The sequence below is a fragment of the Brevundimonas sp. genome (assembly GCF_016463295.1).
In the GTDB taxonomy this organism is placed as follows: domain Bacteria; phylum Pseudomonadota; class Alphaproteobacteria; order Caulobacterales; family Caulobacteraceae; genus Brevundimonas.
In genome coordinates this window covers 1-19,472 of record NZ_JAEMRO010000022.1, presented here as the reverse complement: position 1 = coordinate 19,472, position 19,472 = coordinate 1, and the positions used below count along the sequence as shown (strand labels likewise).

At 67.8% G+C, this 19,472-nt stretch carries 21 protein-coding genes and 1 tRNA gene; 15 read left to right on the top strand and 7 right to left on the bottom strand.

The features are described 5' to 3' along the window. The first annotated feature begins 74 nt into the window (after positions 1–74). From JHC81_RS06905 to JHC81_RS06890, 4 genes are all read left to right on the top strand, one after another. Positions 75–839, top strand: a complete 765-nt coding sequence (locus JHC81_RS06905) for an electron transfer flavoprotein subunit beta/FixA family protein (RefSeq protein WP_292172455.1) — start codon at positions 75–77, stop codon at positions 837–839. Beyond that, positions 840–1,769, top strand: coding sequence for an FAD-binding protein (locus tag JHC81_RS06900; RefSeq protein WP_292172453.1), 930 nt, complete (start codon positions 840–842; stop codon positions 1,767–1,769). It abuts the gene before it with no gap. Positions 1,770–1,907: 138 nt separating this feature from the next. Next, positions 1,908–3,392, top strand: coding sequence for an amidohydrolase (locus JHC81_RS06895; protein WP_292172451.1), 1,485 nt, complete (start codon positions 1,908–1,910; stop codon positions 3,390–3,392). Further along, positions 3,392–4,744 (top strand): amidohydrolase family protein, encoded by a 1,353-nt coding sequence (locus JHC81_RS06890; RefSeq protein ID WP_292172448.1) that lies wholly within the window; start codon positions 3,392–3,394, stop codon positions 4,742–4,744. Before JHC81_RS06895 ends, JHC81_RS06890 begins: the two co-directional genes overlap by 1 nt. Before the next feature lie 30 nt (positions 4,745–4,774). On the opposite strand, the gene JHC81_RS06885 is transcribed toward JHC81_RS06890, so the two are convergent. Both JHC81_RS06885 and JHC81_RS06880 read right to left on the bottom strand, forming a co-directional pair. Beyond that, entirely contained in the window at positions 4,775–5,569 is a 795-nt protein-coding gene (locus tag JHC81_RS06885; RefSeq protein WP_292172444.1) for an SDR family oxidoreductase, read from the bottom strand. Next, the gene (locus JHC81_RS06880) at positions 5,570–5,869 is read right to left on the bottom strand and encodes a 4a-hydroxytetrahydrobiopterin dehydratase (protein ID WP_292172440.1); all 300 of its coding nucleotides are present in this window, start codon (positions 5,867–5,869) and stop codon (positions 5,570–5,572) included. It abuts the gene before it with no gap. Positions 5,870–5,982: 113 nt separating this feature from the next. Here JHC81_RS06880 and JHC81_RS06875 point away from each other — a divergent pair, with 113 nt between their 5' ends. The 3 genes from JHC81_RS06875 to JHC81_RS06865 all read left to right on the top strand — a co-directional run bounded on the left by JHC81_RS06875 (position 5,983) and on the right by JHC81_RS06865 (position 8,977). Further along, complete coding sequence (locus JHC81_RS06875; protein WP_292172438.1) at positions 5,983–6,759, top strand: class I SAM-dependent methyltransferase; 777 nt, start codon at positions 5,983–5,985, stop codon at positions 6,757–6,759. Beyond that, positions 6,747–8,348, top strand: coding sequence for a 2-polyprenylphenol 6-hydroxylase (gene ubiB, locus JHC81_RS06870; protein WP_292172436.1), 1,602 nt, complete (start codon positions 6,747–6,749; stop codon positions 8,346–8,348). The genes JHC81_RS06875 and ubiB overlap by 13 nt, the downstream gene beginning before the upstream one ends. Before the next feature lie 80 nt (positions 8,349–8,428). Next, the gene (locus JHC81_RS06865; RefSeq protein ID WP_292172434.1) at positions 8,429–8,977 is read left to right on the top strand and encodes a hypothetical protein; all 549 of its coding nucleotides are present in this window, start codon (positions 8,429–8,431) and stop codon (positions 8,975–8,977) included. A gap of 8 nt (positions 8,978–8,985) precedes the next feature. Here JHC81_RS06865 and arfB read toward each other — a convergent pair whose 3' ends face one another. Genes arfB through JHC81_RS06850 form a run of 3 tightly spaced genes read right to left on the bottom strand, consistent with a single transcriptional unit; the run spans position 8,986 to position 11,161 of the window. Further along, entirely contained in the window at positions 8,986–9,390 is a 405-nt protein-coding gene (gene arfB / locus JHC81_RS06860) for an alternative ribosome rescue aminoacyl-tRNA hydrolase ArfB (RefSeq protein ID WP_292172430.1), read from the bottom strand. After that, complete coding sequence (locus JHC81_RS06855; RefSeq protein WP_292172428.1) at positions 9,387–9,848, bottom strand: YaiI/YqxD family protein; 462 nt, start codon at positions 9,846–9,848, stop codon at positions 9,387–9,389. Before JHC81_RS06855 ends, arfB begins: the two co-directional genes overlap by 4 nt. Continuing rightward, entirely contained in the window at positions 9,845–11,161 is a 1,317-nt protein-coding gene (locus JHC81_RS06850; protein ID WP_292172426.1) for a hypothetical protein, read from the bottom strand. Before JHC81_RS06850 ends, JHC81_RS06855 begins: the two co-directional genes overlap by 4 nt. A 154-nt stretch (positions 11,162–11,315) precedes the next feature. Here JHC81_RS06850 and JHC81_RS06845 point away from each other — a divergent pair. The 6 genes from JHC81_RS06845 (at position 11,316) to truA (ending at position 14,494) form a co-directional block, all read left to right on the top strand. Beyond that, positions 11,316–11,392: transfer RNA gene (locus JHC81_RS06845), tRNA-Arg, on the top strand. Between the two features lie 96 nt (positions 11,393–11,488). Beyond that, on the top strand, positions 11,489–11,836 hold the full coding sequence (locus tag JHC81_RS06840) for an acyl-CoA thioesterase (protein ID WP_292172494.1): 348 nt from the start codon (positions 11,489–11,491) through the stop codon (positions 11,834–11,836). Positions 11,837–11,893: 57 nt separating this feature from the next. After that, positions 11,894–12,484 carry a peptide deformylase gene (locus JHC81_RS06835; RefSeq protein WP_292172491.1) on the top strand — a complete coding sequence of 197 codons (591 nt, stop codon included), beginning with the start codon at positions 11,894–11,896 and terminating at the stop codon, positions 12,482–12,484. Then, positions 12,484–12,711, top strand: a complete 228-nt coding sequence (locus JHC81_RS06830) for a hypothetical protein (protein ID WP_292172423.1) — start codon at positions 12,484–12,486, stop codon at positions 12,709–12,711. Before JHC81_RS06835 ends, JHC81_RS06830 begins: the two co-directional genes overlap by 1 nt. A 40-nt stretch (positions 12,712–12,751) precedes the next feature. Further along, entirely contained in the window at positions 12,752–13,705 is a 954-nt protein-coding gene (gene fmt, locus JHC81_RS06825) for a methionyl-tRNA formyltransferase (protein ID WP_292172422.1), read from the top strand. Positions 13,706–13,720: 15 nt separating this feature from the next. After that, complete coding sequence (truA, locus tag JHC81_RS06820; RefSeq protein ID WP_292172420.1) at positions 13,721–14,494, top strand: tRNA pseudouridine(38-40) synthase TruA; 774 nt, start codon at positions 13,721–13,723, stop codon at positions 14,492–14,494. 88 nt (positions 14,495–14,582) lie between these two features. On the opposite strand, the gene JHC81_RS06815 is transcribed toward truA, so the two are convergent. Continuing rightward, the gene (locus JHC81_RS06815; RefSeq protein ID WP_292172417.1) at positions 14,583–14,975 is read right to left on the bottom strand and encodes a YidB family protein; all 393 of its coding nucleotides are present in this window, start codon (positions 14,973–14,975) and stop codon (positions 14,583–14,585) included. Positions 14,976–15,101: 126 nt separating this feature from the next. Next, positions 15,102–15,239 (bottom strand): entericidin A/B family lipoprotein, encoded by a 138-nt coding sequence (locus tag JHC81_RS06810; RefSeq protein ID WP_292172415.1) that lies wholly within the window; start codon positions 15,237–15,239, stop codon positions 15,102–15,104. Positions 15,240–15,339: 100 nt separating this feature from the next. Here JHC81_RS06810 and JHC81_RS06805 point away from each other — a divergent pair, with 100 nt between their 5' ends. Together JHC81_RS06805 and polA are read left to right on the top strand one after the other, a co-directional pair. Then, positions 15,340–17,001, top strand: a complete 1,662-nt coding sequence (locus JHC81_RS06805; protein ID WP_292172413.1) for a thiamine pyrophosphate-binding protein — start codon at positions 15,340–15,342, stop codon at positions 16,999–17,001. 48 nt (positions 17,002–17,049) lie between these two features. Continuing rightward, positions 17,050–19,472, top strand: a 2,423-nt coding sequence (gene polA, locus JHC81_RS06800) for a DNA polymerase I (protein WP_292172410.1), incomplete at its 3' end; no start/stop codon positions are given.

The window sequence follows — 19,472 nt, the reverse complement described above, 5'->3', positions numbered from 1 at the left end:
TGCGTTACGTTGACAGGCCGTGACAGCCGTTCCATTCCCTGCCCCCATATTCCGGCGAACATATGGACAGCGCAATGAAGGTACTCGTCCCCGTCAAACGGGTGATCGACTATAACGTCAAGGCCCGTGTGAAAGCGGACCAGACCGGCGTCGATCTGGCCAACGTCAAGATGAGCATGAATCCCTTCGACGAAATCGCCGTCGAAGAGGCCGTGCGCATGAAGGAAGGCAAGGAGCATCACGCGGCCGGAACGGCCGACGAGATCGTGGTCGTTTCCATCGGCGTGCAGCAGGCCCAGGAAACCATCCGCACCGCCCTGGCCATGGGCGCAGATCGGGGCATCCTGATCCAGTCCGATGCCGACCTGGAGCCTCTGGCCGTCGCCAAGCTGCTGAAGGCCGTGGTCGAGGAAGAACAGCCGGACCTGGTCCTGATGGGCAAACAGTCGATCGACGGCGACAACAATGCGGTGGGCCAGATGCTGGCCGCCCTGCTGGACTGGCCCCAGGCCACCTTCGCCGCCAAGATCGAGGTTGCGGGCAATACCGCGACCGTCACGCGCGAGGTCGATGGCGGCAACCAGACGCTCTCGGCTCCCTTGCCGGCGGTTGTGACCGTGGACCTGCGGCTGAATACGCCCCGCTATGCCTCCCTGCCCAACATTATGAAGGCCAAGAAGAAGGAGATCGCGATGAAGGCGGTCGCCGACTATGGCGTCGATACCTCCCCGCGCCTGAAGGTGGTCAAGGTCACGGCCCCGCCGACCCGCTCGGCCGGGATCAAGGTGGCCGACGCCGCCGAACTGGTGTCCAAGCTCAAGACCGCAGGAGCGCTGTAAATGGCCGTTCTCGTCATCGCCGATCACGACGGCTCGGCCGTCCGCGACACAACGAACAAGACCGTGACTGCCGCCCTGGCCCTGGGGGGCGATGTCGACGTCCTGGTCGTCGGCAAGGATGCCAAGTCCGCCGCCGATACGGCTGGCAAGATCACCGGCGTGCGCAAGGTCCTGCTGGCCGAGAGCGGCGAGCTGGGTCACCACCTGGCCGAGGCGGTCGCGACCACGGTCGTCGCCCTGGCCGACGGCTATGATGCGGTCCTGTCGCCCGCCACGATGGACGGCAAGAACTTCATGCCGCGCATCGCCGCCAAGCTGGACGTGGCCCCGATCTCCGACATCGTCGAGGTCGTCTCCGCCGACACCTTCGTGCGCCCCATCTATGCGGGCAATGCGCTGGAGACGATCCAGTCCTCGGACGCCAAGAAGGTCATCACCGTGCGCCCGACGGCCTTCAACGCCGCGGCAGAGGGCGGCTCGGCCTCGGTCGAGACCGTCACGGGCTCGGACGCCGGCAAGGCCAGCTTCGTCGGTGAGGAGATGGTCAAGTCGGACCGTCCGGACCTGGGCGCCGCCAAGATCGTCGTCTCCGGCGGCCGCGCCCTGGGTTCCGCCGAAGAGTTCCACGCCGTCATGGATCCCCTGGCCGACAAGCTGGGTGCCGCCGTCGGTGCCAGCCGCGCCGCCGTCGACGCGGGCTACGCGCCCAACGACTATCAGGTCGGCCAGACCGGCAAGGTCGTCGCCCCGGCTCTCTACATCGCCATCGGCATCTCGGGCGCCATCCAGCACCTGGCCGGGATGAAGGACTCCAAGATCATCGTCGCCATCAACAAGGACGCCGACGCCCCGATCTTCCAGGTCGCCGACTACGGCCTGGTCGCCGACTACAAGACCGCCGTGCCGGAGCTGATGAAGGCGCTGGGGTAACCGGATTTCCTCGCGCCTTCGGATGATTTCCGGAATGCGCGAGGAATGATGACGCGGGGGGTTTACGCCGGCCCCCGCAGTGTCTTCTATGCGCCCCGTTCAGCGCCTCCAGGGGGTGGCGCGTGGGGAGCGTTCCGAATGAAGATCGATCGCATGCGGGGCGTCAGCCTCGCGGTACTGGCCGCTGTCGCCCTGGGCCTCTCGGCCTGCGCCACCACCGGTGACGACAGCACAGACACCAACGGCTCCTCCGACCGCGCCGAGCGGGCACCGCTGGCGACCGGTCTGGACGCCTCGGCTAATCCCGATCCCTTCCCCTCGACCTATCGCGGCCTGCCGCGCGAGAACATGGCCATCGTCGGCGGCACGGTATTCGACGGGGCCGGACGCCGGTTCGAGAACGGTGTCGTGGTCATCACGGACGGCCGCGTGGTCGCCGTCGGCGACGCCTCCACCGCCATCCCGGCCGGACACCGCAGCGTGGATGCGCGCGACCGCTTCGTGACCCCCGGCATCATCGACACCCACAGCCACCTGGGCGTCTATCCCTCGCCCGGCGTGCAGGGCATGAGCGACGGCAACGAGGCGACCAGCCCCAACACCGCCCAGGTCTGGGCCGAACACTCCCTGTGGCCCCAGGATCCCGGCTTCAACACGGCGCGGGCGGGCGGCATCACCACGCTCCAGATCCTGCCCGGCTCGGCCAATCTGTTCGGCGGTCGGGGCGTGACGGTGCGCAACATCCCCTCGGTTACCATGCAGGGCATGAAGATGCCCGGCGCGCCCTATGGCCTGAAGATGGCCTGCGGCGAGAATCCCTCACGCGTCTATGGCAGCCGCAACCAGTCGCCCGCCACCGGCATGGGCAATATGGCCGGCTATCGCGCCGCCTTCATCGCGGCTCGCGACTACAAGGCCAAATGGGACAAGTGGCGCGAGGACGGCGAGGGTTCGCCCCCGACCCGCAACCTCCAGAACGAGACCCTGGTCGGCGTTCTGGACGGCTCCATCCTGGTCCAGAACCACTGCTATCGCGCCGATGAAATGGCCCAGATGGTCGATCTGTCGCGCGAGTTCGGCTTCCGCATCACCGCCTTCCACCACGCCATCGAGGCCTACAAGGTCGCGCCCATGCTGGCCCGCGAAGGCATCTGCGCCGACATGTGGACCGGCTGGTGGGGCTTCAAGATGGAAAGCCTGGACGGGATCGAGGCCAATGCCGCCCTGGTCGATGCGCCCGAGAACGGCTGTGCCGTCATCCACTCCGACGACGCCGAACTGACCCAGCGGCTCAATCAGGAGGCGGCCGCCTCACTGGCCGCCGGTCGCCGCATCGGCATGGACATCTCCGAAGAGCGGGCCATCCGCTGGATCACCCTGAATGCCGCCCGCTCGCTGGGCATCGCCGACCAGACCGGATCGCTGGAGGCGGGCAAGCGCGCCGACGTCGTGATCTGGAGCGCCAATCCGTTCAGCGTCTATGCCCGCGCCGATCAGGTCTTCATCGACGGCGGCCTGGCCTTCGACCGCATGAACCCGGCCTATCAGCCGGTCTCCGACTATGAACTGGGCCAGCCCGGCTTCGGCCTCTCCGCCGCCAACGTCACGCAGGGAGCCCGCTGATGCGCCTCAGGACCCTCATCCTCGCTGCGGCGTCAGTCGTCGCCATCGCCTCGCCCGCCCTGGCCCAGGAACTGACCGCCATCACCGGCGGCCGCGTCCTGACCGGTTCGTCGGTCATCGAGAACGGCACCGTCGTCATCCAGAACGGCCGGGTCGTCTCGGTCGGCAGCGGAGCCGCGCCCTCGGGGGCCCGCGTCATCGATGCGCGCGGCAAGGTCGTCTCGCCCGGCTTCGTCGCGGTCGACAGCGGCCTGGGCGGCTCTGAAGTGTCCTCGGTCGGCGGCTCGGACGATCTACGAAACAGCGCCAACTCCATCAGCGCCTCGTTCGACGTTTCCTACGGTCTGGACCCCTGGTCCTTCACCCTGCCGGTCGCCCGCCTCGGCGGCATCACCCGCGCCATCGTCATGCCCAGCCACGCCGGTGGTGGCGGCGGCGGTCACAGCCATGACGACAGCGACTTCGCCGGCGTCGGCCATGCCGGCCTTCAATCGCCCGGCCTGTTCGCCGGTCAGGCCGCCGTCATCCATCTGGCGGAAGGCACCGACATTCTGGTCAAGCCGCGCGTGGCCATGGTCGCGCCGTTCGGCGAGGCCGGGGCAGGCATCGTCGGCGGCGCACGCGGGGCCCAGTTCACCCAGTTCAAGGAAACCTTGGCCGAGGTCCGCCTCTATGCCCGCAACAAGGCCGCCTATGACCGGGCGGGCCTGCGCGACCTGTCGCTGTCCCGCGCCGATCTGGAGGCCCTTATCCCGGTCGCCAATGGCGACATGCCGCTGATCGTCACGGTGCGCCGCGCCGCCGACATCCAGCAGGTGCTGCGCCTCGCCCGCGAAGAAGGCGTCAAGGTCATCCTGGACGGGGCCGAAGAAGCGTGGCTGGTCGCCGACCAGATCGCGTCCGCTGGCGTGCCCGTTCTGCTGAACCCCATCTCCAACCTGCCCGGCAATCTGGAGACGCGCGCCGCGCGGATGCAGAATGCCGCCGCCCTGAACGCGGCCGGGGTGGTCATCGCCATCAAGGGTAATGAGGGCTCGATCCACCGGGCGCGCGAGGCCCGCTACAACGCCGGCAACGCCGTCTCCCACGGCCTGCCCTATGAGGCGGCGATCGCGGCCCTGACCGTCAATCCGGCTCGCATCTTCGGCATGACCGGCCAGTTCGGAGAGCTCCGCGCCGGGGCCGCCGCCGATGTCGTGGTCTGGTCCGGCGACCCGCTGGAGCCGCTCAGCCTGGCCGAGACCATCTTCGTCAATGGTCAGGAACAGGCCCCGACCAGCCGCCAGTTCCTGCTGCGCGATCGCTATCGTGACGGCGGCGAAGGGGCCATGCCCCCGGCTTATACACGTTGATCTAAATCAGTGAGGCGGCGTTCCGCCGCCTCACTGAGCCAGCATACCGCCGTCGATCTTGAACTCGGACCCCGTCACGAACTTGCTCTCGTCCGACGCCAGATAGAGCACGCAATAGGCCACATCATCGGGCTCGCCGATCCGCTTCAGCGGGATGCCCCGCGCCAGCCGCTCGTGCGCCTTGCCCTCGTCGCCGCCGGCCATGGCGATGAAGGGATCCAGGATCGGCGTCTTGATGAAGACCGGATGGACCGAGTTGCAGCGCACGTTCCAGTCGGCCTTGGCGGCCTCCAGGGCGATGGTCTTGGAATACATCCACACCGCCGCCTTGGTGGCGTTATAGGCCCCCATGCCCGGGGCCGCCGCCAGCCCCGCCACCGACGAGATGTTGACGATCGAACCCGCACCCGACGCCCGCAAGTGCGGCATGGCGTGTTTGCAGCCCAGCATGATGGACTCGATGTTCACCGCCTGGACCTTGCGCCAGTTCTCCAGCGTGTCCTGCTCGGACCAGACGAAGGCTCCTCCGATCCCGGCATTGTTGATCAGGATCGACAGCCCGCCCATGTCGGCGACCGCGCGCTCGATGACCGAGACCCAGTCCGCCTCATCGGTCACATCCTGGGCATAGGCGAAGGCCGAACCTGGCACCTCGCCATTGATCGCGTCAGCCAGCAGCTGGACACCGTCCAGATTGACGTCCGTCAGCGCCACCTTCGATCCTTCGCGCGCCAGCATCCAGGCCATGGCGGCACCCAGACCGCCAGCCGCCCCCGTGATCAGGGCCGCCTTGCCCTCGACCCGGCCCTTGCGTTGAACGGCCATCTATTTCCCTCCCAGGGCGGCGGCGGCTTCGTCGATGAAACGGGCCATGTCGATGTCGCGCTGGGTCACCCCGCCGGCGTCGTGCGTGGTCAGAAGCACGCTCACCCGATTGTAGACATTGGACCATTCGGGATGATGATCGACCTTGTCGGCCAGAAGCGCGACGCGGGTCATGAAGCCGAAGGCCGCGTTGAAATCGGCGAAGGTCAGCGACCGCGCGATGGCCTCGCGCTCGCCCTCGTCCACGCGCCACAGGGGCAGGCCTTTCAAGGCTTCCGCAGGGTCAATCCGGTTGGTCATGGGCGCTCCTGTTTGGATCAGCCGTATCGCGCCGGACCCGCCGCCACAAGCGGACTTGATACGCGACCACACGGACCGGTGACGCCGCCCTCGCCAGCGGCTACACCGCCTGAATGACCGACGATACCGCCACTGCCAAGAAGACCTCCTCCTTCGGCTTCCGCGATGTGGACGCTACGGAAAAGGTGCAGATGGTGCGCGGCGTGTTCGACAGCGTCGCCTCCAACTACGACCTGATGAACGACCTGATGAGCGGCGGCGTCCACAGGCTCTGGAAGGATGCGGCGGCGGCCAAGCTGAACCCCCGCCCCGGCGAGATCATCCTGGACGTCGCGGGCGGCACCGGCGACATGGCTCGCCGCTATTCCAAGATGGCCCGCGCGGCCCAGCAGCGGCGCGGCGGCGAGGACGCCCGCGTCATCGTGCTGGACTACAATGCCGAGATGATCATGGCGGGCGTGCAGAAGGGCGGCGAGCCCGAGATGTCCTGGTCGGTCGGCGACGCCATGGCCCTGCCCCTGCCCGATGCCTCGGTCGACGCCTATTCGATCAGCTTCGGCATCCGCAACGTCGCCGATATCGACCAGGCCCTGCGCGAAGCGCGGCGGGTGCTGAAGCCCGGCGGGCGGTTCCTGTGCCTGGAGTTTTCGCGCCCCACCGCCTCGGCCATCCGCAAGGCCTATGACGCTTGGTCCTTCAATGCCATTCCGCGCATCGGGGGCTGGGTCGCCAAGGATCGCGACAGCTATCAGTATCTGGTCGAAAGCATCCGCCGCTTCCCTGATCAGCCGACCTTCAAGACCATGATCGAGGCTGCAGGCTTCAGCCGGGTCACCGTCACCAACCTGTCGGGCGGGGTCGCCGCCATTCATCACGGGTGGGCGATCTGACCCGCCGCATCGACGCCGCCACCCCGCCGCCTGCGCCGACCACTCAGCCGGTGCGTCATCCGGTCGAGTCGTCCTTCCGTCTGCTGGGCTGGCTGGCGGTTCTGATCCGCCATGACGCCCTGATGCCGCGCGAGATCACGCCCCTGCTGCCGCCCTGGGTGCGGTGGATCGCGCATATCCTGCACATGTTCGCCGGACGCGAAGGCCGCGATGGACGGCCGGGCCAGCGCCTGGGCCGCACCTTCGAACATCTGGGGCCGGTCGCCATCAAACTGGGACAGGTGCTGGCCACGCGGGCCGACATCTTCGGCGTGGAGTTCGCGCGCGACCTGGGTCGGCTTAAGGATAATCTGCCGCCCTTTCCGCTGGATCAGGCCCGCCGCGAGGTCGAGCGCTCGCTGGGTCGGCCGGTCGAGAGCCTGTTCACCGACTTCGGCCCCGCCGTCGCCGCCGCCTCCCTGGCCCAGGCCCACCCCGCCTGGCTGGCCGACGGGCGCAAGGTCGCGGTCAAGATCCTGCGCCCGGGCGTGGAGCGCAAGGTGGCCCAGGGGCTGGACGCCATGCGTCTGGCCGCGCGGATGGCGCATCGGTTCGTACCGCTGTCGCGCCGCCTGCAGCCCGAAGCCTTCGTCGAGATCATCGCCCGTGCGCTCCAGCTGGAACTGGACATGCGTCTGGAGGCGGCGGCCGCTTCCGAGATCAAGGAGGTGCTGGCCAAGGATCGCGGCACCGAACTGGGCGGTCACATGGACGCCCCGACCGTCATCTGGGACGGGGTGGGCAAGCGCGTCTTGACCATGGAATGGGCACCCGGCAAGGCCATGACCGACCCGACCGCCGTCGAGCAACCGGGCCTGGACATCAATGCCCTGGCCGACAATGTCGTGCGCGCCTTCCTGATCCAGGCGCTGGATCACGGCACCTTCCACGCCGATCTGCATGAAGGAAACCTGTTCTGCCATGCGCCGGCCGAGCTGACCGCCATCGACTTCGGCATCGTGGGACGGCTGGGCCCGGCCGAACGGCGCTACCTGGCCGAGATCCTGTGGGGCTTCATCTCGCGCGATTACGACCGCATCAGCCGGGTGCATTTCGAGGCCGGCTATGTGCCCCCCGAACACTCCGTCGAGGCCTTTGCCCAGGCCCTGCGGGCGGTGGGAGAGCCCGTCATCGGCAAGGCCGCGTCCCAAGTGTCGATGGGTCGTCTGCTCGGCCAGCTGTTCGAAATCACCGACCTGTTCGACATGCGCCTGCGCCCCGAACTGATCCTGCTGCAGAAGACAATGGTTTCGGTCGAGGGCGTCGCCCGTCGCCTGAATCCCGACCACGACCTGTGGGCCGCCGCCCAGCCCGTGGTCGAACGATGGATCCGCCGCGAACTGGGTCCGCAGGCTCAGATGCGCGATGCCGTCACCGAAATCCGCGCCACGCTGAAGGCGGCATCCCGTCTGGTCCAGAACCCGCCACAGACACAGACGATCGTCGTGCGCGAAGCCTATACCCCCGCCTGGCTCGTCGTCGGCGTAACCCTGGCCATCGCGGCCTCGGCCGCCGCCCTTGTTCTGTCGCTTTGGCCCGGCATCGTCTGAGGTGAACGAACCGCCTCGTGTCGGGTGGCGTTCATCTCCGTTCGTATAGAGTTGCGGCCCGTATTGGAGTTCTGATGCCCATGAAGCGTTTCCTCGCCGTCGCCGCCCTCGGCCTGGCCCTGCCGTCCGCCGCCTTAGCCCAGGTGGCCGCCGGGTCCGTGCCCAATCCGTTCGACCGCCCGGCCGGCGCGCCTGTCCCTGCGGCACGGCCCGCAACCCCGGCACCCGCTGCCCCGGCCCCTGCACCTGCCGAGGCGACCCTGTCACCGACGCCCGCCAATGCCGCCTCCGAAGAGACGCTGCGCACCGTCATCGCCAGCCTCCAGGCCGGCACGCCCGACTACAGTCTGATGACCACCGACCTGGCCACCCAGATGCGGACGCGCGAGGCGACCATCCTGCCGCTGATCAAGGGCTTTGGCGCGATCCAGTCGTTCGACTTTGCGGGCAGCCGCAACGAAGCCGACGTCTTCGTCGTCAACTTCGCCGCCGCCGAAACGGAATGGTTCATCGGCATGGACGACGACGGCAAGGTCGCCGCCCTGCTGTTCCGCCCGGCGCAGGAGGCCGCGCCCGCCCCGACCGCGGCTCCGGCACCGGCCGCAACCGCTGCGCCATCAGCCCAATAAGCCAGACGTCAGTCGTCAGAGGTGGGGCGACCCCGCCCGCTCTTGATCGTCGACCGCTTGGCCTTGCCATCCAGCCGCCGCTCCTTCGATGCCCGCGTTGGGCGGGTCGGCACGCGATAGGTCGGGGCGACCGAGGCCTGGTCCACCATCGCCTGCAGCCGCGCGATGGCGTCGGCTCGGTTGCGCTCCTGTGTCCGGAACCGAACCGCACTGATCAGGATGACCCCGTCCAGCGTCAGTCGACTGCCCGCCAGCTTCATCAGTCGCGCCCGCACCGGCTCGGTCAGCGAGGGGGAATTCCGGGCGTCGAACCGCATCTGCACGGCGGTCGAGACCTTGTTGACGTTCTGCCCGCCGGGGCCGCCCGAGCGGAAGAAGCGGAACTCCAGCTCGCTCTCCGGAATGATCGTCATCGCGGCACGCGCCGCGCCATGACCACCGCGCGGTCCAGCGCCTGGAGGAAGGCCGAGCGATCCTTGGGTCCGAACGGCGGCGGTCCGCTGGTCGCCACGCCCATGGAGCGCAGATGCTCGCCGATCTCCCGCCCGGCCAGGGCCGAGCCGATCGAGTCCGCAGTAAACGGCTGACCGTTCGACTTCAGCGCCTGCGCCCCCGCCTTCAGGCAGCGGTCGGCCAGGGGGATATCGGACGTCACCACGATGTCGCCCGGGCCCGCCCGCTCCGCGATCCAGTCGTCGGCCACGTCCGGCCCCGCGTCGACCAAGACCCGCTCGATCCAGCTTTCACGCGGCGTGTTCACGAATGCATTGGAGACGACGAAGACCCTCAAGGAATAGCGGGCCGCCACCCGATACACCTCGTCCTTCACCGGACAGGCGTCGGCGTCGATGAAGATGCGCGGCTCGCTCATGCTTCGGGGATCAGGTCCACGGGCAGGATCTGGCTGGACAGCAGCGTCTCCGTACCCTGCCAGCGATCCGGCCCCTGCTGCTCGACCCAGGCCTGGACCACGTCCCGGCCCAGGCCATAGTTGATGATGTAGCTGCGATAGGTGTCGATGAAGCGCAGGCGCTGGGCCGCCTTGTCCGGCTCCGCCAGCGTATATTTCACCAGCCGCGCGATCGTCTCCTCGCGCCCTACACGCCCGGCCAGATAGTCGTCGGCGATCGTATATTCCGCCCGCGCCAGTTGCCGCGTCAGGGTCATCAGCTCGGCCTTGGCCTCGACCGTAGAGGGATCCAGCCCGGCCAGCGGAAACAGCACATCGCGCTCGAACGCGATCGCCTCGTCACCTGGAAAGGCCAGATCGATCCCGTAGTTCGCGCTACCCTCGGCCACGAAAGACATGGGGCTGAATAGCGGATAGACGCTCATCTCCACCCAGCCCTTCTCGCGCACGAAGGTCCGCTCCAGCAGGGCGTTGTAGACGTGGTGTCCGGGGTAACCCTCATGACATCCCAGATCGATCGCCCGCTCCGTATAGATCGGGAAATCGGAATTGATCTCGATCCGGCTGGCCGCGTCGCCGAGGTAGTAGTTATAGCCCGACCACGGCTTGTCGCCGACGAAGCTGAGGGTGAACCGCTCATTGGCGGGCAGGGCGATATGCTGGACCGTCCGGCGGCGGCATTCGGCGATGGCGGCGTCCATCACGACCTGCAGACGGTCCTTCGGAATCTGATACTGTGCCTTGAAGGCAGTGACACGGTCCGTCAGGTCGCCCTGCCCGGGCACAAGGGCGTCGATCCGCGCCAATATAGGATCGAAGCTGGCCAGAGGTCGCAGCTCGGGCCGGATGCCGAATAGGGCCTCGGCCTCATCCGCAAAGCTCAGCTTTTCGCCCGACAGCATGCGGATACGGGCCGCCGCGGCGGACACATGCGCAAGCAGATAGGCCTTTCGCTGACGGCTGTCGGCATCAAGTCCGGATGCGGGGACCGCGTTCAGCCGAGCCTTCATATCGGCCGCGCCCGCCGCCAGTTGAGGCAGGTCGCGCGGGGCCGCCTTGGCCGCCGCCTGCCATTCCGCCGGACCGTAGTAGGCGTCGACATAACCCGGCTCTCTCTCCCCGATCTCGAGGATCAGACCCACGTAATCCCGCGCGATCGCATCCAGCGGTCCCTCGACCCGCACGGGCGACAAGGTCTCTGGCGTGACGGTCGCCATGGGCTGGGAGGCGCAGGCCCCCAGTAGGAGGGCGAAAGCCAGGATTAGACGGCGCATGGGCGCTCTCCCTACAGAAGCGGCGATAAAGGTGACGCAGGCTAGGCGTGGCCGCCACCGCGCTCAACCCGTCGCGGTTACCCGTCACGCATTCGGGATTGAGGGCCGCCGCATCCTGCTGTAAGGCCCTTCGTCCGCGCATCGCCGCTAGTGCGCACCCGTAGCTCAGCTGGATAGAGCGTTGCCCTCCGAAGGCAAAGGTCACACGTTCGAATCGTGTCGGGTGCGCCATTCTCTTTCGATCAGGAAACGACCCGCGTGACCGACGCCCCCGTACCCGCGCTCCCGGACCAGCCGCTGGGCCAGCCTGTGGGCCGCGTGATCGCCATGCCGGCGGACACAAATCCCGAAGGTGACATCTTCGGCGGCTGGCTTCTGGCGCATATGGACCTGGCTGGCGCAACCCCGGCCTTCGAACTGGCCCAAGGCCGCTGCGCCACGGTCGCCCTGGACGCCATGGTCTTCCACAAGCCGGTCTCGGTCGGCGACGAGGTCTCCATCTATGCCCGCGTGATCAAGACGGGCCGGACCTCCATCCGCGTCCATGTCGAGGCCTGGAAACGCCCGCGCAATCAGGCCCATGCGACGTCCGAGCGGGTGACCGAGGGCGTCTTCACCTATGTGGCCATCGATCAGGACCGTAACCCTCGCCCGTTGCCGACACTGGGCGCATAACCCAGCGAAACGGTCGGAAATCTTGACCTTTTGCCCCCCACGGCCTACCTGCCGGGCATGGCCATCCGTCGCATCCTCACCATCGACAATGCCGCCGACCTGGCGGTTCTTAAGCAGGTCTCGACCCCGGTCGAAGGCCCCATCACCGCCGAGGTGCGGACCCTGATGGATGACATGCTGGAGACGATGTACGACGCGCCCGGCATCGGCCTGGCCGCCGTCCAGATTGGCGACACCCGCCGCGTCATCGTTATGGACCTGGGCGACAAGGACGGCGTCGTCTGTGACGAAGACCCCGCCGAAATGAGCGACGAAGCCCGGGCGAAGTGGGAGGCGGAACGCCGCAACCCGCGCTATTTCGTCAACCCGGAGATCCTGTGGACCTCGGAAGAGACCCTGCCCTACGAAGAGGGCTGCCTGTCCATTCCCGACTATTTCGACGCCGTCGAGCGGCCCGCCCGCGCCCGCATCCGCTATCTGAACTACCAGGGTGAGACCGTCGAGGAAGAGTGCGAGGGCCTTTACGCCGTCTGCATCCAGCATGAGATGGATCATCTGAACGGCGTGCTTTTCATCGACCACCTGTCCCGACTGAAGCGCGACCGCGCGGTCGCCAAGGTCAAGAAGAACGCAAGGTTGGCTGCCTGATGGCCCGTTTGAAACGCCACCGTGACCGCATCGTCGACCCCATGGGTCGCCGCCGCCTGACGCGCAACGAGAAGATCGGCATCGGCAGCCTGGCCACCCTGGTCGGCGTCGCCGCCCTTGGCATCATCGCCGGTGTGGTTCTGGATCGCCTCCTGGACTTCGACGACGTTCTGGATGCGGGTGGCGAATGGGACGAAGGCGGCGGCGTTTCCACCCGCTGGGAATAATCAGGTTGCCCGTCGACGCCCTGTTCAAGAGCGCGGTCTGATGCGCCTCGCCTTCATGGGTACGCCCGAATTTGCCGTCCCATCTCTCGCCGAGCTGATCGCCGCCGGACACGAGATCGTGGCCGTCTATTCCCAGCCGCCCCGACCCAAGGGACGGGGACAACAGCTCACGCCCTCGCCGGTGCAGGCCTTTGCCGAGGCCATGGGCCTGCCGGTTTTCACGCCCGCCTCCATGAAATCACCTGAGGCCATCGCCACCTTCCAGAGCCTGGACCTGGATGCCGCCTGCGTCGTGGCCTATGGCCAGATCCTGAAGCCCGAGGTGCTGGAAGCGCCGCGTCTGGGCTGTTTCAACCTGCATGGCTCCCTGCTGCCGCGCTGGCGCGGGGCCGCCCCGATCCAGCGCGCCATCATGGCCGGCGACCGCCAGACCGGCGTCCAGATCATGCGCATGTCCGAGGGCCTCGACGAGGGGGCCATCCTGCTGTCGGAGGTCATGGATATCCGCCCTGACGACACGGCCGCCAGCCTGTCTGAGCGCATGTCGCACATCGGCGCCGGTCTCTGGCCCCGGGCGTTGGCGGCCATCGAGCGTGGCGGGGTCACCGGCACGGAGCAGACGGGCGAGCCGACCTATGCCCGCAAGATCACCTCGGCCGAAGCCCGCATCGACTGGTCGCGCCCGGCCGCCGACGTCGATGCCCACATCCGTGGACTGTCCCCCTTTCCGGGAGCCTGGTTCGAGATCGCAGGGACTGACGGCCCGATCCGCATCAAGGCCCTGATGTCCCAGGTCGCCGGTGGGAATGCCGCCCCCGGCACGGTTCTGGACGACGGTTTGACCGTCGCCTGCGGCCAGGGCGCAGTGCGCCTGATCCGCGTCCAGCGCGCGGGCAAGGCCGCGCAATCGGCGCAGGAGATGCTCAGAGGGCTGACACTTCCATCCGGCACCGTCCTGTCCTCAAGCAGCGAGCCGCCGCGCGGCGACCGATAGGACACACGACACCCCATGCCTCGCTACCGGCTGACCCTCGAATACGACGGCTCGGGATACAACGGCTTTCAGGCTCAGGCCGATCAGCCGACGGTGCAGGGAGCCGTCGAGACTGCGATCACAGCCTTCTGCGGCCAGATCGTCCGGCTGGCGGCCGCGGGCCGGACCGATACGGGCGTCCATGCCACGGGTCAGGTCATCAGCTTCGACCTCGACAAGGCCTGGCCCGCGTCCACCGTCATGAATGCCCTGAACGCCCACATGGTCGAGGAGGCCGTCTCGGTTCTGGACTGTGTGGCCGTGGACGACGACTGGCATGCCCGGTTTTCGGCGACGGGGCGACGCTATCTGTATCGCATCCTCAACCGGCCCGGCCGCCCGGCGCTGGACCGGGGTCGGGTCTGGCATGTGAAACAGCCTCTGGAGGTCGAGGCCATGCAGGCGGCGGCCCAGGCCCTGGTCGGCCTGCACGATTTCACCACCTTCCGCGATGTGAACTGCCAGTCCAATTCGCCGGAGAAGACGCTGGACGTCGCCCGCGTCACCCGCGTCGGCGACGAGGTTCACCTGATCTTCGAGGCCCGCAGCTTCCTGCATCGCCAGGTGCGGTCGATGACGGGATCACTGGTCCAGGTGGGCCTGGGCCGCTGGACCTCCGACGACCTGAAGGCCGCTCTGGAGGCCCGCGATCGCGCCGCCTGCGGGCCCGTCGCACCGTCCACCGGACTGTATCTCACCGGCGTCGAATACGCCGGTGAAGCCGGCCTCAAGCAGAGCGAAGCGCGGTAGGCCAACCCGACCTCAAGCAGCGCGAAGCGCGGTAGGCCAATCCGGCCTCAAGTAGCGCAAAGCGCGTTAGGCCCAAAAAGAAAGCGCGTCAGCGCTTCAGAAAGCCACCGATCATGTCGCCCAGACCACCGGGCAGACTGTCCAGAAGGCCGTCGGCACCCGCCGCGTCACCACCGGGCGTCAGGCGATCCACCGCCTCGGGCAACAGCCCGGCCAGCGTCTCGCTGGCCTGATCGGTGGAGATGCCCAGTTTGGCCGCCAGATCGGCGATCGGGCCACTGCCCAGAACCTGCTGGATCTGTTCGGCAGAGATGTTCGCATTGGCCCCGGTGCCGATCCACGAGCCGACGGTGTCGCCCAGCCCGGCCTGGGTGAATTTCTCGACCAGGCCGCCGACCCCGCCCTGACCCTTCAGCAGATCGGCGATGCCGCCTCCGGCATCCTTGCCCAGATTGCCCAGAACACTGTCCAGAATACCCATTGTCCGTCTCCATCTGCGGTGTGACGCCAGCGTGGCACGGCTACGCTACGCCGGGATGACGGACCGCGCACATGAAAAAGCCCGCCGGGTCCCGGCGGGCTTCGTCATTCAGGTCTGGAACGACCCTTAGTTCTTGGCCTGCTCGGCGCCCGAGGTCACGGCCGAACCAGCGGCCGAAACGTCACGGCCCACGCCGGACACGGTGTTGCAGGCCGAAACGGCCAGGGCGGCGGCGACGATGGACAGAGCGATGATCTTCTTCATGGGAAATCCCCTTCACTGGTGTTGAACCTGCGCCGTAACGCCAAGCGTGACCGTTCGGTTGCATGGCCAGATGCGCCCGCGATCTGCTAAGCGACGCCTCATGACCCAGCCCGCCCATACCGCCGCCCGCCGCCTTGTCGAAACCCTGGTGATGAACGGTGTCACCCGTGTCTTCTGCGTGCCGGGCGAGAGCTATCTGGCGGTGCTGGATGCCCTGGCCGACGTGCGCGACAAGATCGAAGTCATCGCCTGCCGTCACGAGGCCGGGGCCGCCAACATGGCCGAGGCCTATGGCAAGCTGACGGGCAAGCCCGGCATCTGCATGGTCACGCGTGGCCCCGGCGCGACCCACGCCTCCATCGGCGTGCATACGGCCCATCAGGACTCCACCCCGATGATCCTTTTCGTCGGCCAGATCGCCCTGTCGGACCGCGGGCGCGGGGCCTTTCAGGAGGTCGACTACCGCGAGGTCTTCGGTGGCCTGGCCAAATGGGCGACCGAGATCGAGAGCCCTGACCGCACCGTCGAGGTCGTGGAGCGCGCCTTCGCCACCGCCCAGCAAGGCCGGATGGGGCCGGTGGTCATCGCCCTGCCCGAAGACATCCTGCACGAGGACGGTGGTCCCGCCCCGATCCGCCCTGTGGTGCCCGCCCGTGCGGCACTGGACCCGGCCTTCGTCGAGGCCGTGCGCGACCGCCTGTCGAAGGCCGAGCGGCCCCTGCTGGTCCTGGGCGGGTCGGGCTGGACGGAAGAGGCCGCCGCCGCCATCGGCGACTGGTCTGAACGCCTCGGCCTGCCGGTCAGCCTGTCGTTCCGGCGCAAGGACATCCTGTCCAACGCCCGCCCCAACTATGCGGGCGATCTGGGCCTGGGCTGCAATCCGGAACTGATGAAGCGGGCGAGGGACGCGGACCTGCTCATCGCCATCGGGGCACGCCTCGGTGAAAATCCGACCCAGGGCTATACCCTGTTCGACCGCGCCCGCACGGCTGAGGCGCTGGTTCACATCCATCCCGGGGCTGAGGAACTGGGTCGCGTCTGGACACCCTTGCTCAGCGCCACGGCCGACAACTCCCTGGCCGCCCAGGCCCTGTCCACCATCGACCCGGGCCGCACCTGGCACGACCAGGCCAGGGCGGCCCACGATCACTACCAGGCCTTCTCCACCCCCGTGCCGGTCACCGGCGCGGTGAACATGAGCGAGTGCATGGCCCATCTGGGCCAGGCCCTGCCGCCGACCGCCATCGTCACCAACGGGGCCGGGAATTTCGCCGCCTGGCTGCATCGCTTCTATCGCCACCGCGCCTGCCGCACCCAGCTGGCCCCGACGTCGGGAGCCATGGGATATGGCTATCCGGCGGCGCTTGCGGCCAAGAGCCTGCATCCCGACCGCGAGGTCATCTGCGTGGCGGGCGACGGCGACTATCTGATGACCGGCCAGGAACTGGCCACCGCCGTCCAGTACGGCATCAATGCCGTCGTGATCGTGGTGGACAACGGCACCTACGGCACCATCCGCATGCATCAGGAGGGCCACTATCCCGGCGCCGACCGTGTCATCGCCACCGATCTTAAGAACCCCGACTTCGTGAAGTATGCGGAGGCCTTCGGAGCCTTCGGCATCCGCTGCGACCGCACCGAAGACTTCCCCGCCGCCCTCGACGCCGCCCGCAAGGCCGGCCGCCCCGCATTGCTTCACCTGGTCACCTCGGCCGAGGACATCGCCCCGAACCGTACGATCACGGGGCTGCGGGCGAAGTAGCGGCAAACGGCCGATGACGGCGGCGATCTGCCCGCCTATGTTCGCCGCATGACCGACGCTGCGCCCGAAACTACAGACCGCCCCCTCACCCAGGACGGCCCGCCGCTGCGGCTGTGGATGATCGACGCCTCGGCCTATATCTTTCGCGCCTATCACGCCCTGCCGCCGTTGACGCGCAAGTCGGACGGCCTGCCGGTCGGGGCGGTCCAGGGCTATTGCAACATGCTGTGGAAGCTGTTGCAGGACATGAAGGGATCGGACGGCCCAACCCATCTGGTGGCCATCTTCGACCATTCGGAAAAGACCTTCCGCAATGACCTGTACGATCAGTACAAGGCCAACCGCTCGGCCCCGCCCGAGGACCTGATCCCCCAGTTCCCGCTGGTGCGCGAGGCGACGGCCGCATTCGGGGTCCATTGCGTCGAACTGCCCGGCTATGAGGCCGACGACCTGATCGCCACCTATGCCTGCAAGGCGCGCGACGCGGGTGGCGAGGCGGTGATCGTCTCCTCCGACAAGGACCTGATGCAGCTGATCGGCGGCGGGGTGGTCATGTGGGACCCGATGAAGGACCGCCGCCTGGCCGAGGATGCGGTCATGGAGAAGTTCGGCGTCCTGCCCGAGAAGATGGTCGACCTCCAGGCCCTGATCGGCGACAGCGTCGACAATGTCCCCGGCGCCCCCGGCATCGGCCCCAAGACGGCGGCCCAGCTGCTGGACGAGTACGGCGACCTGGACACGCTTCTGGCACGCGCCGGCGAGATCAAGCAGCCCAAACGGCGCGAGACCCTGATCAACTTCAAGGACCAGATCCTGCTCAGCCGCGAGCTGGTGCGCCTGACCTGCGATGCCCCCGCGCCCGAGCCCATCGACGACTTCGTCGTGCGCCATCCCGACCCCCAGGTTCTAGGCGATTTCCTGGACCAGATGGAGTTCCGCAGCCTTCGCAACCGTGTCGGCGACGGCGTGGCCCCGGCCAAGGACGGCACCGCCTTCGTGGTCCGCCCCAAACCCCTGACCGCCCCGGTCATGACGCCCCGCTATGCGCCCAAGGAAGCCACCACCCCGGTCGCCGACCAGACCTTCGACCTGGACGCCTATGTCTGCATCCAGACGCTCGAGGCGCTGGACGCCTTCATCTCAAGGGCCACAGAGGCGGGCATCGTCGGCTTCGACACCGAGACCTCGGCCCTGTCGGCGACGCACGCAGGGCTGTGCGGCATCTCCCTGGCCATCGGGCCCAATGACGCCTGCTACATCCCCCTGACGCATGAGGCCGAGCCGACGGCTAGCGCAGGCGGGCTCGATTTCGGCGGCACCGACAACGACGCCGCCTGCGCCCCCGTGCCAACCCAGATCGACAAGCCCACGGCCCTGGCCCGACTCAAGGTCCTGCTGGAGGACCCCGGCGTGCTCAAGGTCGTCCAGAACGGCAAGTACGACCTGGCCGTCATGGCCCAGCGCGGCATCCGCGTGGCCCCCATCGACGACACCATGCTGATCTCCTACGTGCTGGAGGGCGGGCTGCACGGCCACGGCATGGACGAGCTGGCGCGGCTGCACCTCGGCCACGACCCCATTCCGTTCAAACAGGTGGCGGGCACCGGCAAGAGCCAGAAATCCTTCCGCCACGTCGATCTGGTCCCGGCCACCCGCTATGCGGCCGAGGATGCGGACGTCACCCTGCGCCTGTGGCACATCCTGAAACCCCGCCTGGCCGAGGAGGGGCTGGTCGCCGTCTATGAGACGCTGGAGCGCGGCATGCCCGCCGTCCTGGCCGACATGGAGCGGGCCGGCATCCGCGTCGACCCCGACCGCCTGAAGCGCCTGTCCAGCGAGTTCGGCCTGCGCATGGCCGAGCTGGAGACCCAGGCCCATCAGATCGCCGGCCGCCCCTTCAACATCGGCAGCCCCAAACAGATCGGCGACATCCTGTTCGGAGAGCTGAACCTGTCCGGCGGCAAGAAGACCGCCAGTGGCCAGTGGGAGACCGGTGCCGCCACCCTGGAGACCCTGGCCCTCACCCACGACCTGCCCCGCGTCCTGCTGGACTGGCGCCAGCTGTCCAAGCTGAAAGGCACCTATACCGACGCCCTGATCGAGGCGGCGGACAAGACCACCGACCGCGTCCACACCAGCTACCAGCTCGCCGCCGCCACCACCGGCCGCCTGGCCAGCAGCGACCCGAACCTTCAGAACATCCCCATCCGTACCGAGACCGGCCGCCAGATCCGCCAGGCCTTCATCGCCTCGCCCGGCCATGTCCTGATCAGCGCCGACTACAGCCAGATCGAGCTGCGCCTGCTGGCCCATATCGGCGACATTCCCGAGCTCAAGCGCGCCTTCGCCGCCGGCATCGACATCCACACCGCCACGGCCAGCGAGATGTTCGGCGTCCCCGTCGACCAGATGGACCCCGAGACCCGCCGCCGCGCCAAGGCCATCAACTTCGGCATCGTCTACGGCATCTC